This window comes from Rhizobium sp. CF080 (genome assembly GCF_000282095.2).
Taxonomy (GTDB): domain Bacteria; phylum Pseudomonadota; class Alphaproteobacteria; order Rhizobiales; family Rhizobiaceae; genus Neorhizobium.
The window spans coordinates 393,727-407,744 of the sequence record NZ_AKKC02000002.1; the positions used below are offsets into that span (position 1 = coordinate 393,727).

General features: G+C 62.2%; 17 protein-coding genes. 10 read left to right on the top strand and 7 right to left on the bottom strand.

Going from position 1 to position 14,018, the window contains the following annotated elements:
• Positions 1–244: 244 nt before the first annotated feature.
• From PMI07_RS03110 to PMI07_RS03120, 3 genes are all read left to right on the top strand, one after another.
• The gene (locus PMI07_RS03110; protein WP_007756777.1) at positions 245–508 is read left to right on the top strand and encodes a hypothetical protein; all 264 of its coding nucleotides are present in this window, start codon (positions 245–247) and stop codon (positions 506–508) included.
• An 18-nt stretch (positions 509–526) separates the two neighbouring features.
• Entirely contained in the window at positions 527–799 is a 273-nt protein-coding gene (locus PMI07_RS03115; RefSeq protein WP_007756782.1) for a hypothetical protein, read from the top strand.
• Between the two features lie 137 nt (positions 800–936).
• Positions 937–1,167, top strand: coding sequence for a hypothetical protein (locus PMI07_RS03120; RefSeq protein WP_007756785.1), 231 nt, complete (start codon positions 937–939; stop codon positions 1,165–1,167).
• A 19-nt stretch (positions 1,168–1,186) separates the two neighbouring features.
• On the opposite strand, the gene PMI07_RS03125 is transcribed toward PMI07_RS03120, so the two are convergent.
• Positions 1,187–3,040, bottom strand: a complete 1,854-nt coding sequence (locus tag PMI07_RS03125; protein ID WP_024163515.1) for a hypothetical protein — start codon at positions 3,038–3,040, stop codon at positions 1,187–1,189.
• Between the two features lie 126 nt (positions 3,041–3,166).
• On the opposite strand from PMI07_RS03125, the gene PMI07_RS03130 reads away from it, so the two are divergent.
• Genes PMI07_RS03130 through PMI07_RS03145 form a run of 4 tightly spaced genes read left to right on the top strand, consistent with a single transcriptional unit; the run spans position 3,167 to position 5,617 of the window.
• Positions 3,167–4,177 carry a glycosyltransferase gene (locus PMI07_RS03130; RefSeq protein WP_024163516.1) on the top strand — a complete coding sequence of 337 codons (1,011 nt, stop codon included), beginning with the start codon at positions 3,167–3,169 and terminating at the stop codon, positions 4,175–4,177.
• The gene (locus PMI07_RS33465) at positions 4,174–4,872 is read left to right on the top strand and encodes a class I SAM-dependent methyltransferase (RefSeq protein WP_007751852.1); all 699 of its coding nucleotides are present in this window, start codon (positions 4,174–4,176) and stop codon (positions 4,870–4,872) included. Before PMI07_RS03130 ends, PMI07_RS33465 begins: the two co-directional genes overlap by 4 nt.
• Before the next feature lie 9 nt (positions 4,873–4,881).
• Positions 4,882–5,244, top strand: a complete 363-nt coding sequence (locus tag PMI07_RS03140; protein WP_007751850.1) for a transporter — start codon at positions 4,882–4,884, stop codon at positions 5,242–5,244.
• Between the two features lie 7 nt (positions 5,245–5,251).
• Entirely contained in the window at positions 5,252–5,617 is a 366-nt protein-coding gene (locus tag PMI07_RS03145; protein WP_007751849.1) for a hypothetical protein, read from the top strand.
• Here PMI07_RS03145 and PMI07_RS03150 read toward each other — a convergent pair.
• Entirely contained in the window at positions 5,614–6,600 is a 987-nt protein-coding gene (locus tag PMI07_RS03150; RefSeq protein WP_024163517.1) for a Gfo/Idh/MocA family oxidoreductase, read from the bottom strand. The two genes, PMI07_RS03145 and PMI07_RS03150, sit on opposite strands and share 4 nt — an antisense overlap.
• Before the next feature lie 191 nt (positions 6,601–6,791).
• On the opposite strand from PMI07_RS03150, the gene PMI07_RS03155 reads away from it, so the two are divergent.
• From PMI07_RS03155 to PMI07_RS03165, 3 genes are all read left to right on the top strand, one after another.
• The gene (locus PMI07_RS03155) at positions 6,792–7,742 is read left to right on the top strand and encodes an aldo/keto reductase (RefSeq protein WP_007751847.1); all 951 of its coding nucleotides are present in this window, start codon (positions 6,792–6,794) and stop codon (positions 7,740–7,742) included.
• 61 nt (positions 7,743–7,803) lie between these two features.
• The gene (locus tag PMI07_RS03160) at positions 7,804–8,799 is read left to right on the top strand and encodes an aldo/keto reductase (protein WP_007751846.1); all 996 of its coding nucleotides are present in this window, start codon (positions 7,804–7,806) and stop codon (positions 8,797–8,799) included.
• Positions 8,800–8,875: 76 nt separating this feature from the next.
• Entirely contained in the window at positions 8,876–9,235 is a 360-nt protein-coding gene (locus PMI07_RS03165) for a nuclear transport factor 2 family protein (RefSeq protein ID WP_007751845.1), read from the top strand.
• Positions 9,236–9,250: 15 nt separating this feature from the next.
• Here PMI07_RS03165 and PMI07_RS03170 read toward each other — a convergent pair whose 3' ends face one another.
• The 5 genes from PMI07_RS03170 to pheS all read right to left on the bottom strand — a co-directional run bounded on the left by PMI07_RS03170 (position 9,251) and on the right by pheS (position 14,002).
• A complete protein-coding gene (locus tag PMI07_RS03170) occupies positions 9,251–9,868 on the bottom strand; it encodes a hypothetical protein (RefSeq protein WP_007751843.1) in 618 nt (205 codons plus the stop codon).
• A gap of 78 nt (positions 9,869–9,946) precedes the next feature.
• Positions 9,947–12,370, bottom strand: coding sequence for a phenylalanine--tRNA ligase subunit beta (pheT, locus tag PMI07_RS03175; protein ID WP_007751841.1), 2,424 nt, complete (start codon positions 12,368–12,370; stop codon positions 9,947–9,949).
• A 39-nt stretch (positions 12,371–12,409) separates the two neighbouring features.
• Positions 12,410–12,706 (bottom strand): DUF2442 domain-containing protein, encoded by a 297-nt coding sequence (locus tag PMI07_RS03180; protein ID WP_007751839.1) that lies wholly within the window; start codon positions 12,704–12,706, stop codon positions 12,410–12,412.
• Complete coding sequence (locus tag PMI07_RS03185) at positions 12,666–12,902, bottom strand: DUF4160 domain-containing protein (protein WP_007751838.1); 237 nt, start codon at positions 12,900–12,902, stop codon at positions 12,666–12,668. The genes PMI07_RS03180 and PMI07_RS03185 overlap by 41 nt, the downstream gene beginning before the upstream one ends.
• A 17-nt stretch (positions 12,903–12,919) precedes the next feature.
• Positions 12,920–14,002, bottom strand: coding sequence for a phenylalanine--tRNA ligase subunit alpha (gene pheS, locus PMI07_RS03190; protein WP_007751836.1), 1,083 nt, complete (start codon positions 14,000–14,002; stop codon positions 12,920–12,922).
• Positions 14,003–14,018: the final 16 nt, after the last annotated feature.

Consider the following 14,018-nt stretch of genomic DNA (forward strand, 5'->3'; position numbering starts at 1 on the left):
ATGATGCAGCCCGCAAGAGAGCCGTTTCGACAGGTTCTTGCGGCGATGCGTGAGCGCCTGCCCGTTCGCCCTTTTGCGCCCAAGTATTTGACGCTGCATCTTTTCTTTTGCCGGGCACGCCACATTTCCTTCTCTGGAGAGGCAGGAAACTTCCGGCACGGCGCTTTTTTAAAGCCTCGCATTTTCCCCGCCGGAGAGAGGAGAGCGACAATGACGGCAAGCGATATTCAAGGAGATTTCGTCCATGCCAGACCGTTTCGCCAATACCCAAGCCTCGCTTTCCGGCCCCGCCTCCTCCGGTTTCGCGATCACGCCCAGCGACAGCGCCGACCTGCCGGAGACCACGCGCGCTCTCTATGTCGGCACCGGCGGTCACCTGTCCGTGCGCATGCTGTCGGGCGAAGTGCTGACACTTTCGAACGTACCGGCCGGCGGCCTGCTTCCGTTGCGGGTGACCCGTGTGCTGGCGACCGGCACGACGGCGGTGGCGATCGCCGGGCTCGTCTGAGGAAAAAGGTGGGCAGCGATGCGGCTTAGACCCTTGTTGCTGCGCTTCGAGGACAGGCGGCAGGCCGTGTCCGTGCTCGGCGAGATCGGCATTGCGTTCGATGCCATCTCCGGTGACGGCATCATCCGCAAGCCGACGGGCGAAACGGCCGAATTCGAGGGCGAGGCCATCGCCCTCACCTGCCCGGTCCCGGGCTACCATGTCCGGCTCATCTGGCGAGGAGAACTGCCACGCTCGCTGGCACAATATCTTGTGGATCGCGACGCTTCAGGCGAATGCCGGAGCCACTGAACATGGCTTAACCGCACCGAATCAGATCGTATCAAAGTCGTCGCGTGCCTTGGCGCCTGACATGCATTGGAACGAAAGCATTTATTAGCACGTTGCTAATACGCTCGTTCCCTTGAAGCAGATGAGGAGATATTCGAGTGCTTTTCCTGACCGCTGCATCGATAGGCATTTGTGTCGGCATGATGCGGTCCGCATTCTCGATCGCTTTAATCGCTGTCATGATCGCCGCGACATTCGCGCTTGCGACCGCCGTTTCGCCCGGCCCGGCGTCCTATTTCAATCTCCTGATCGCCATTATCGGCTACAATGCTGGACTGATCGCGTTCTTGGCAGGCCTTTTTGCCCTGGATACCCGCCGCACGGCCTGAAGACCTTTTATCTCCGCAATCAATTCCTGTCCGGCAGCACCTTGTAGAGGCGGAAGCCGTCGGCGTTCGGTTGTCCGAACGGCTGGAGATAATCTGGCACCTGGCCGCGAGCGAGGTTGGCATAGAGCCCGTCCGGCTTGCGCCTGATCAGGGCGTCGGTCTGCGGATCTGTCTTGCAGAAGGCAAGCGCAGTCACCTCGGCCCCCCTCAGGAAGGCTTTCGCCTCACCCGGCTGGGCCATCCCGATATAGAGTTCGGTCAGCATGCCCTTCTGGTTGCGATGATAGGGGCCTGACAGTACCCGATGAGGGGTGAAGCGCAAGATGTCGGCGCCGCTGTTGGAGGGTGCGACTATGACACCGGTAGGCAACGCGTTCAACGCCATCATATCCGCCGGATCGCCGCACTCCCCGACTTCGCCGTCGGAAATGCCCGCCCTCGAAAGCGTCCGCATGTCGGCCGCCTGTTTCCAGCCATGCACCGCAAGTACACCGCCCAGGGCCCAGACGACCGGCACGGACATGAGCACCGTGCTGATATAGGCAAAGGCCGTGCTGGGATTTTCCGGATTGGCTGCCGAGGCGCGTCGCAGGTCGCTGATCAGCAGTGACAACGGCAGGATGGCCAGCATGTTGGAAAAGAAGGCACCGCGCACCTGCAGCAGCGCGATGCCCCACGACGCCCCGATCAGCGCCAGCAGCACGAGATGGAGTTCCGTCTCCTCGCGCCTCAGGCTGCGAACAAGGCAGACCACCATCGCAAAGAGCCCGACGGCGTAGAACCCGCCCACCATTTCCGGCTCGAGCCGGGTTTCGGCCAGGAACGAACGCGCTTCCGTCACGCCGTTCAGCCAAAGCTCCACCAGCAGCGGATCGAGCGTGCCGAGCGGATCGCCGAGGCATTGCGGCGCGATGATCCGGGCCGTCAGAAGGATGAGCCCGCCGGTAATGCCGGCCAAGCCGACACGGACGAGACGTGAGGGCTGTTTCGGCAGGCTTGCGAGGAGAAAGAGCGCGGCTCCTCCCAGCGCGGAAAGGGCATAGAAGCCGAGCGAAAAGTTGTCGCAGGTGACGACCGCATACGCACGAGGCGGGATCGTCAGGAAAAAGACCGCCGAGACGGAGAGGGCCAGCGACAGGCCGAAAGAACGGGCCGGCCGGGAGAACGGCTGGCCATGCCAAACCCACTGAAGCGCGACGCAGACGCAGACGACGGCAACAAAAGGCGTCGTTTCGACGCCGATCGCCAGTGCCAGCGCGCAGGCGATGGCAGCGACGACATAGCTCGATGCCCGCCGCTGTGGATCAACCAGCATGGCAGCGATCCACATGACGAGCATGAGCTGGACGTTGTGATGGTCGATGGAACCGGGCTTGAAGCGGACGCAGCCGAGGACGAAGAATGCTCCGAGGCCGAGCGCAATATGCATGGCCGCAACGCCGGCCAAGCGACGGACAGCCAGGCCAAGCGGCAGGAGCAGCAGCGGCACCAGAAGGAGAGGCCAGACCGTGACAACGACGGCTTCGGCCTTGTCCGGCGTCAGGAAGAGCGAAAACAACCGGATCAGCAGCGCGATCGGCAGATCGATCAACCGCGACCAATGCATCAGCGTGCCGCCTTCAAGGCCGAGCCGGTACTGAGTGAGATCGAACCAGTTCTGGCCACCGAGAAAATCCCGGATTTCGACGAGCCGCATGACATCGTCATTGTCGGACCCGAGGTAGTCGGTCGCGTCGGGGAGAAAAAACGCAAGAGCCGCGACGGCGACGATGACCGCGTAAAGACCAACCGCGGGCAGAAGCCGCGACAAGAGCGGCATGGCGACCTGGCCTGGCGCCCTCGGAAAGAATCTGTCTGCCGTGTTTTCCGTCATCTTCGTCCGGACTTTTCGCCTGTTTCGAGGGTCGAGGAAACCTAGCCTTAACCTTCCCAAGAAATAGTAAAGCCCGCGGCACGGGAGACTTCCCGCGTTCGGTTTTCCGTGTATCGAGTGAGCAACATGACCGACGCCCTCACCGGCCATTTCGACATTGCGATCCTGCTGCCCTGTTACAACGAGGCCATGACCGTCGCCGGCGTGGTGCGCGGCTTCCGCGAGGCGCTGCCGGGTGCCCGGATCTATGTCTACGACAACAATTCCACGGACGGCACCGCACTTCAGGCGATGCTCGCAGGCGCCCTCGTCATGCGCGAGCGTCGGCAGGGCAAGGGCCATGTGGTGCGCCGCATGTTCGCCGACATCGAGGCGGACGTCTACATCATGGCCGATGGCGACGGCACCTATGCGCCGCAGGATGCGGAGGAACTGGTCCGCACGCTACTCACCGAGCGCGCCGACATGGTGGTCGGTACCCGCCGCGGGGTGCATGCGGATGCGGGGCGGCAGGGTCATGCGGCGGGCAACCGGCTGTTCAACTTCCTCTACCGGACGATGTTCGCTTCGGACTTCACCGACATCTTCTCCGGGTACCGCGCCTTCTCGCGCCGGTTCGTGAAGAGCTTTCCGGCTGTCTCCGGCGGCTTCGAGATCGAGACCGAAATGTCGGTGCATGCCTCGCTGCTCAAGCTCCCGGTCTGCGAGATCGAACTCGACTACGGAAGGCGCCCGGAAGGCTCCCATTCCAAGCTCTCGACCTTCAAGGACGGCGCCAGAATCCTCTGGATGTTCGCCATGCTGATGAAGGAGACGCGGCCGTTCGCGTTTTTCGGCCTGATCAGCGGCGCCTTCATGGCGGCAAGCCTGATCTTCATGGCCCCCGTCCTCGTCGCCTATTTCCAGACCGGCCTGGTGGAGCGGATGCCCACCTGGGTCTTCTCGCTGGTGCTGATGCTGGTTTCGCTCTTAGTCTTCACCGCCGGGCTGATCCTCGATTCCGTGTCCCGCGCCCGCGCCGAACAGCTCCGCATCCACTATATGAGCCTGCCGGCAAGCATCCACGCTACCGCCTCGGCCCCGATTGCGGCGGCCCCGCCCGCCAAGCCCGAGCGGCGCAGGACCAAAGCGGCATGAACCGGGAAACCACCAACCGCATCCGCTTCGTCATCGAGGACCTGCTGCCGCCGATCCTGCGGGATTCGCCGCTTTTCCTCTGGCTCGCCAAGCGCGTCTGGGGCAACCATATCAGCCACCTCGCCCGCTTTCGCGAGCGGGCGCCGTTCCTAACGGCGGAGGAATATGCGGACCTTTACCGCAACCATCCGCGCGTCCATGAAGGCACGGACAATTCGGCGGCCTGCATCCGGCGGATCAATTCGATGATCACCGGAACAAGCGTCTGCGACGTCGGCTGCGGCACCGGCGCGCTGCTCACCCATATCCGCGCCGCCCATCCGGAACTCAAGCGTCTCGTCGGCGTCGATTTCGTCGTCGAGGATGCAGCCGCTATCGAGGGCGTCGAATATATCGCCGCCAAGATCGAGGACCTGCCATTTGCCGACGGCGAATTCGACACCGTGGTCTGTACCCATGTGATCGAGCATGTGCTGGAATATCAAAAGGCGATTGCGGAACTGCGGCGGATCGCGAAAAGACGGCTGATCATCGTCGTGCCGCGCGAGCGGGAATCCCGCTACACGTTCAACCCGCATTTCAACTTCTTCGCCTACACGCATTCTTTCCTGCGCGCCGCGCATCCGGTGCCTGAGGTCTATGTCTGCGAGGACGTAGGTCGCGACATCTTCTACAGCGAAGACCGGCCGGGCTGAGGACGTTTTATGTTCGCCTCGCTTTCTCCCATCACCTGGCTCGGGCTTCTCGGAACGCCGCTGCTGATCGCCATGGGGCAGGTTCTGTTCAAGATGACCAGTTCCACTGCCGGAGACTTCTCGCTGCGCGGGCTCCTGGCGCTCGCCGCCAATCCGGTGCTGCTCGCCGCACTGGCGCTCTACGGTTTTGGCACGATCGTCTGGATCTATGTGCTGAAGTCCGTGCCGCTGACGCTCGCCTATTCGTTCATGGGACTGACATTCTGCTTCGTGCCGCTGCTGGCGCAATTGTTCTTCGGCGAGCCGCTGACGTTTCGATATGCGCTCGGAACCGTGCTGATCTTCGCCGGTCTCCTGGCCATCAACGGCTGACCGCGCGATGACCCGCCGTGCCCGGTTCGCGCTTCTCCTCGTGCCCCCGATCTTCGTCGATGCGCTGCTCCTGCAGCTGCTGACCACGGCGACCGAGGCCGGCACGCTTGTAGACCGACTGATATCGCTCGGGGTGGGCCTGGTTGCCGCGCTGATCCTGCACGGGATAGTTCCCACAGCTCGGGATCAAGCACGCCAGCCGGGTTTCTGGCCGCTCGTTGCGGTCGGCCTTGTCCTTAACTATGGAGTTTTTGCAGCGCTGGCTTCGCGCGCGCCGCATGTGCAGCCGCTCGTGCATCTCGGCTTTTCCTGGGCCTGCACACTCATCTTCGGCGGCTTCGGGCTATATCGCATCCGCCGCTGGCGGAACTAGACCTTTTCCCAGCCGTCGTGCCCGCCGGCGCGATAGATCGCGTCGATGAACTTCTGGTTCGCCAGCGAATTCTCGAGCGTCACGACTTCGACCGGATCGCCCTTGGCGGCCTTCGCGAAGGCCTCCGCCTGGCGCTTGTATTGCCGGCTGTCCGGGAAGCGGAAGATCTGCGACACCGCGTGGTTTTGGTTGGTAAGTTCGATTTCCTCGGCACCCCAGCGGCCGGCATTGAAGGGTGACTTGACCTCGATATACCCCTCGGTGCCGTGGAAGACCATCAGCTGGCGGGCAGCCATCTGGGTGGCGATATAGAAGGTCATTTCGAACGAACCGAAATCCGCCTTGACGCTGGAATAGATATCCGTGCCGAAACCCGGATCGCGCTCCACCCGCGCCTGCACCCGCTGCGGCTCCTGGCCGGTCACGAAACGTGTGGTGATCGTCGGATAGACGCCGATATCCGGCAGGGCGCCGCCGCCGAGTTCCGGGATGTTGCGCATGTTGGACGGGTCGCGATTGAAATAGCTGAACGAGCCCTGCACGTGTTTCAGCTCGCCGATCGCCTTTTGGCGCAGGAGTTCGCGCACTTTCAGCCACACTGGTGCGTAAGTGACCATGAACGCTTCACAGATCAGCTTGCCGGTGCGATCGCGCACCTTGATCAGATCTTCGATCTCGCTTGCCTTGATGGCAATCGGCTTTTCGGAAAGCACATGCTTGCCGGCCTCGGCGGCCTTGATCGACCATTCGACATGCTGGCTGGACGGCAGCGGGATATACACGGCGTCGATGACGTCGGAGGCCAGCATCTCGTCGTAGGAACCGAAGGCATGCGGGGCGCCGAAACGGTCGGCGAGCGCCCGCGCCTTGGCGAGATCGCGGCTGGCAAAGGCGGTGACGACGCAGTTCTCCGCATCCTGGATCGCCGGCACCACCTGTTCATGACCGATCTTGGCAGTCGACAGGATTCCGAAACGCAGCATGTGAGCCTCCCTATGGCGTTGTTGCCGCACCTTATTGGCCCGTCGACAACCACGCAACGGCAGGCCGGATGCGGCGCTTGAAAATGTGATCGTCCGCCCAAAATAGGGACTGGTCGGCAGCGGAACATCGGCTAATCTCAGGCTCCTTTCTCGAGCCCGTCCACTCACTTAAAAAATTTTGGAGGAATATCATGGAGCTGCGCGCACTCGGCCGGACCGGCCTTTCCATTTCGCCCGTCGTTCTCGGCTGCAACGTCTTCGGCTGGACCGCCGACGAGAGGACCTCATTCGACGTTCTCGACCGTTTCTTCGACGCCGGCTTCAACACGGTCGATACGGCCGATTCCTACAATCGCTGGGTGCCGGGCCATGTGGGCGGCGAGTCCGAGGCAATCATCGGCAAGTGGCTGAAAAGCGGTGGCATCTCGCGCGACAAGGCGGTCATCGTCACCAAGGTTGGTTCGGACATGGGCCAGGGCAAGAAGGACTTGTCGGCCAAATGGATCCTCGAAGAGGTCGAAAATTCCCTGCGCCGCCTGCAGAGCGACTATATCGACCTCTACCTCGCCCACTGGCCGGACGACACGGTCAGCCACGAAGAGACGCTCGGCGCCTTCGCCAAGCTGAAGGAACAAGGCAAGATCCGCGCGATCGGCTGCTCCAACTACGACGTCAAGCTGCTGCGGGAGAGCTTCGACGCCGCGGCCAAAGCCGGCCTGCCCCGCTACGACGTGCTGCAGCCGCAATACAATCTCTATGACCGCGATACGTTCGAAGGCCCGCTTGCCGACCTTTGTGTCAGCCAGGAGATCGGTGTCATCAACTATTACGGCCTCGCCTCCGGCTTCCTCACCGGCAAGTATCGCGACAAGGCCGATACCGAAGGCAAGGCACGTGGCGGCCGGGCGCTCGGTTATCTCAACGACAAGGGCCTGCGCATCCTCGCAGCTCTCGACGAGGTCTCGGTCGAGACCAATGCCGAGCCCGCCTCGATCGCGCTCGCATGGCTCATCCAGACCCGCGGCGTCACCGCGCCGATCGCCAGCGCCACCAGCGTCGGCCAGCTCGACGCGATCATCGCCGCCGGCAATCTGGCGCTTTCGGCCGACCAGATGAAACTGCTCAACGAAGCCGGCGCCTGATGCATCCAGCGGGCGCCGCAAGACGCCCGCCAGTTTTTCTGCGATCACAAAGGAGGCTCTCATGAAAATGAGGAAGCTCGGAAAAGAACTGACCGTTTCTGCCGTCGGTCTCGGCTGCATGGGCATGAGCCATGGTTACGGCGGCCAGGACGAACAGGAAGCGATCAGGACGCTGCACCGCGCCGTCGATCTCGGCGTCAATTTCTTCGATACGGCCGAGGTCTACGGTCCTTTCAAGAACGAGGAACTGGTCGGCAAGGGCCTGAAACCCTTCCGCGACAAGGTCGTCATCGCCACCAAGTTCGGCTTCAGGATCGATCCGAACGCATCCGACGCCCGGGCCATGTCCGGTCTCGACAGCCGGCCGGAACATGTGCGCGAAGTGGCAGAGGCCTCGCTGAAACGCCTCGGCGTCGAGGTGATCGACCTCTTCTACCAGCACCGTGTCGATCCGAACGTGCCGATCGAAGATACGGTGGGCGCGATGGCCGAACTGGTCAAGGAAGGCAAGGTGCGTGCACTCGGGCTTTCCGAAGCGGGTGCGGCCGCCATCCGCCGTGCCCATGCGGTTCATCCGATCACCGCCCTGCAGAGCGAATATTCGCTCTGGACCCGCGAGCCGGAAGGCGAGATCCTCGATACCTGCCGCGAACTCGATATCGGTTTCGTACCGTTCAGCCCGCTCGGCCGCGGTTTCCTCACCGGCAAGATCCAGAAGCCGGAGGATTTCGGCCCCGACGATTTCCGCAACACGCTGCCGCGCTTCAGCGCCGAGAACATGGCCGCCAATGCCGCCCTGGTGAAGATGCTGGAGGATATGGCCGCCCAGAAGGGCGTCACCGCCGCGCAGCTGGCGCTAGCCTGGGTTCTCGCCCAGGGGGATTTCATCGTGCCGATCCCGGGCGCCAGAAAGATCCCTCACCTGGAACAGAACGTCGCCGCCACCGAGATTTCGCTGTCGGCGGATGAGCTCAAGACGCTCGGCGACCTGCTGGCTCCGGAGAAATTCTCCGGCACCCGCTATGCGGCACAGGCCATGGCCTGGACCAATCGTTAAGTTTGCCCTTGCTAACGCAACCTTGGATTTCCATCTTCCCGTGTTAGCATGATGAAGCTAACACGGGAGGAGATCGATGTCCGAGGAACGGGCCGTTCAGGCCGTGATCCATCTCTATGTGGACGGAATGACGTTTGCGCATGAGGCTGCGCTTCGAAAAGCGTTTCATCCGAAGGCGTGTATCATCGGCAATTACGATGGGGCGGTCGAGTGGCTGTCGCTCGACGATTTCATCGGGGCGGTCACCTCAGAAGGTGCAGCCCCCGCCGGCACGCAGCCGCTGATCCAGATCGAAACGCTCGACGTCACCGGCGATGCGGCAACGGTCAAGGTCGTCGATCAGTTCGCCGGCATGCGGTTTTCGGACTATCTTTCGCTTCTGAAGATCGACGGCCGCTGGATGATCGTCAACAAGCTCTATTACCTGCATTCCTAAACCGTTAGCCATCGGTTACCGTTCAAGGGCCGGAAACCCGATGTAGTGCGCGGAATGATCGCCTTCGTTGTTGGCCATTCCGATCTTGGTGAGGACGCCGCGCGGCTCGGCAAAACTGCGGATTCGCCGGGCGGGCTTTTCATGCCACTGGATGTTCATGGCCCAGAGTTTCGGGAAAACCATGATGGAACTGTAGGGCAGATGATCGTGGATCCACCAGGCCATCTTCTGCCAGTCGCCCTCGTCGTGATAGTTGTCGATCAGCCATGGGAAGACGACGCAGGCGGTGGCCCCCATGAAACCCTTGGCATCACGCCGATCCCAGATATGGTCGGCCGCCGTGTTGGCATTGGAGGAGCAGTTGAGGTTGTTCCGGTTGCCGAATTCGTTGACCTTGGCGCAGCGATAACCGGAGCGCAGGTGTAACCGCCCGAAAGTCGCCTGCAGCGGTTCCAGCAGTTCCTCGCAGAGGTGCCGGCCAGCCTCAATCGCCAGGTCCGGGTCTTCCGGCATGTTCGGGATGGCGTAGAAATTGGCGATCTCCGAGAACAGGAAATCGCGGAAGAAGAAATTCTTCGACAGCCGCACCCGGCCGAGTTCCTCCAGCCCCTTCATCGATCCCGGCGTGCGCATCGTTCCTCCAACAAAAAAGCCCGCCCCACATCATCCGTGCGGCAGGCTATCTTTCGGAGGTGATTCAGGCCACCCGTTTCAGGCGCGCAAGGTCCCACCCGTGGTCTTTTCGACATTGGTAACGATCTTGCCGGTCAGCGCGTCGAAATCCTCGTCGGTCAGCGTGCGCTCGACCGGCTGGATCAGCACTTCGATAGCCACAGACTTCCTGCCCTCGCCGAGCGACGCGCCTTCGAACACGTCGAAGACATTGACCCCGGTGATCAGCTTGCGGTCGGCGGTCACCGCCGCCTTGACGATCGCGCCGGCCTCCACATCGCTCGAAACCACGAAGGCGAAGTCGCGCTTGACCACCTGGAAGGGTGAAAGCTCCAGCGGCGGCTTGGTGCGGGTCGCCTTCTTCTTCGGCTCGGGCATGGCATCGAGGAAGACTTCGAAACCGCAGAGCGCGCCGGAGACGTCCAGGGCGCCCAGCGTCTTCGGGTGGAATTCACCGAAATAACCGAGCACGACTTTCGGGCCCATCTTGATCGTGCCGGAACGGCCCGGATGATACCATTCCGGGGCGCCCTTCTCGATCTGCACATTGCCCATCGGCAGGCCGCAGGCTTCGAGCACCGCCAGCGCATCGGCCTTGGCGTCGAAGACATCGACCGGCTTGCCGCCGCCCTTGGCGTTGTTCGACCAGAGACGGCCGGTGCCGTTGATGGAAGCCGTGCCGCGGCGGATGCCGCCGGCAACGCGGCGCTGGCCTTCCGGCCTGTCGTTTTCGTAAGTACCGGACACTTCGAAGATCGCCACGTCGCCAAAGCCCTTGTCGGCATTGCGCTGTGCAGCGGAGAGCAGGCCCGGCAGCAGCGACGGCCGCATGTCGGACATGTCTGATGCGATCGGGTTGGCCAGCTTCAGCGCCTGAGCGCCGCCGCCGAAGAGCTTTGCCTGATCTTCCGGAATGAACGACCAGGTGACCGCTTCCAGCATGCCGCGCGAGGCAAGCGCCCGCTTGGCGGTGCGGGTGCGGATCTGCAGGGTCGTCAGGATCTTGCCATTGACGCTCGACAGTTTCTCGATCGGCTCCGGCTTGATCTGATCGACGCCATGGATGCGCATGACCTCTTCGACGAGATCAGCCTTGCCGTCGACATCCGGGCGCCAGGACGGAACGGTGACGGAAACACGATTGCCGGAACCTTCGACGGCGAAACCGAGACGCGTCAGGATATGGCGGCTTTCCTCGGTCGAGACTTCGAGGCCGGTGAGGCGTTTCACTTCCGAATAGGGGAAATCGACGACCTTTGGCTGATAACCTTTGTAACCGACGACTTTCGCTTGCGCGGCCACGCCGCCGCAGAGTTCCAGCACCAGCTGGGTGGTGCGGTCAAGGCCGGGAACCATGTATTCCGGATCGACGCCGCGCTCGAACCGGTAGCGCGCATCGGTGATGATGCCGAGCGAGCGGCCGGACTTGGCGATGTTGATGGGGTCCCAGAGTGCCGATTCGATCAGAACGTCGACCGTATTCTCGTCGCAACCGGAATGTTCGCCGCCCATGATGCCGCCGATCGATTCCACGCCGTTGTCGTCGGCGATGACGACGTTATTGGGGTTCAGCTTGTATTCGCGCGTATCGAGCGCCAGCACCGTCTCGCCATCCAGCGCGCGGCGCACCGTCAGGCCGCCCTTCACCTTGGCGGCGTCGAAGACGTGCATCGGCCTTCCGTGGTCGAAGGTCATGAAGTTGGTGATATCGACCAGCGCGTTGATCGGGCGAAGGCCAATCGCCTTCAGCCGCTGCTGCATCCACAGCGGGCTCGGGCCGTTCCTGACACCGCGCACCAGGCGCAGACCGAAACCGGGGCAGAGTCGTTCGTCGTCGAGCACGATCTTGAGGCCAACCGAGGTCTCGCCTTCGGTCCTGAAGTCCGGCTTTGCCTGCGGCTTCAGCGTCCCGAGGCCCGACGCCGCCAGATCGCGGGCGATGCCGTGGATCGACGTGCAGTCCGGACGGTTCGGCGTCAGGTTGATCTCGATGACCGGATCGTCGAGACCGGCATACGATGCGAACGGCGTGCCGACCGGCGCATCCTCGGGCAGATCGATGATGCCGTCGTGATTGTCCGACATGTCGAGCTCTTTTTCCGAGCACATCATGCCATGGCTTTCGACGCCGCGGATATTGCCGACGGCCAGCGTCACGTCGATGCCCGGAACGTAAGTACCGGGTTGCGCAAACGCGCCGACCAGACCGGCGCGCGCGTTCGGCGCGCCGCAGACGACCTGCACCGGCTTGCCGTCGCCAGCATCGACCATCAGTACCTTGAGGCGATCCGCGGACGGGTGCTTTTCGGCGGAGAGGACCCTGGCGATGACGAACGGCTTGTAAGCCGCCTTATCATCGACATCCTCGACCTCGAGCCCGATCGCCGTCAGGCGCTCGCAGATTTCATTGAGAGTTGCATCCGTTTCCAGATGATCCTTCAGCCAGGAAAGCGTGAATTTCATTGTCTTTGTTCTCGTCTCAAAATCATCAGGAAAATCGGATCAGGCGGCCTTTTCCGGTGCCTTGGCACCGGGTGCCTTTATGCCCAGGAACATGCTTTTCACCGAAATGCCCTCATCGACAGCGGTCCACCAGATTCCTTCGTACATCAACTCGATGTCGTTCAGCTGGTTGTCGGTCAGCTTCGATAGGAACGGATACCACCAGAGAGGCGTCGCGATGACGCGACCGTCGGCAAGCGCCACATGAACTTCACCGTCGGCACACCAGGCCCGAACAGGCCGCATCTCGTCAGTTTCAAAGGCCAAAGAAGTCATGCCAAACGCCCAGCCATTCATCACGATGTTCCGAGGCTACCTTCAGCAGCTTCGCAATTTCCTGGTCACTATACCCTTTATTCTGCGCGACTTCCAAATTCCTCAGCCAGACCTTCAGGGATTTTGAATCCTTGACGATATGGACGGGCGGCGGTTCGCCCACATCCAAAGCGTAGAACCGGAACTTGTATCCATGCCAAATCAGCAGGGTCGGCATTTGTCAGGCTCTCTGGCTCAGGCGCTCAACCCGCCGAACAACGTCGGCATGTCGAGCGGGCGGAAACCGTAGTGGTTCATCCAGCGGACGTCGGCGTTGAAGAAGTCGCGCAGGTCCGGCATGCCGTATTTCAGCATGGCGATGCGGTCCAGCCCCATGCCCCAGGCAAAACCCTGGAACTCGTCCGGGTCGAGCCCGCCGGAGCGCAGCACATTCGGGTGCACCATGCCGCAGCCGAGGATTTCCATCCAGTCGGTGCCCTCGCCGAACTTGACGATCTGGCCGGAGCGGTCGCACTGGATGTCCACTTCGAAGCTCGGTTCGGTGAACGGGAAGAAGGACGGGCGGAAGCGCATGGTGACGCTGTCGACCTCGAAGAAAGCCTTGCAGAACTCTTCGAGGATCCAGCGCATGTTGCCGACATGCGACTTGCGGTCGACGACCAGGCCTTCGACCTGATGGAACATCGGCGAATGGGTGGCGTCGCTGTCCTGGCGATATGTCTTGCCCGGAATTATGATGCGGATCGGCGGCTTCTGCGCTTCCATGGTGCGGACCTGCACCGGCGAGGTGTGGGTGCGCAGGACCTTGCGCTCGCCATTCTCATCCGGCTGGAAGAAGAAGGTGTCGTGCATCTCGCGGGCCGGGTGGCCTTCGGGGAAGTTGAGCGCCGTGAAGTTGTAGTAGTCGGTCTCGACGTCCGGACCTTCGGCAATCGAGAAGCCCATGTCGCCGAAGATGGCGGTGATTTCATCGACGATCTGGCTGATCGGATGGATGCGGCCGCGCTCGGCGGGCGAGGAGCGCACCGGCAGCGAGACGTCGACGGTCTCTGCCCTGAGGCGCGCCTCGATCGCCGCATCCTTCAGCACCGTCTTGCGCTCGGTGATGGCCTCGGTGATCTCGTTCTTCAGCGCGTTGATCGCAGCGCCGCGGGTCTGGCGCTCTTCGGCCGACATCGAGCCCAGCGTCTTCAGGAGCTCGGAGACGGAGCCCTTCTTGCCAAGCGCGCCGACGCGCACGGCCTCGATCGCCGCCTCGTCACTGGCGCCGGCGATTTCCGCCAGAAGCGAAGTTTTCAGGTTTTCCAGATCGGACATGATTTCTTCCGTTTGA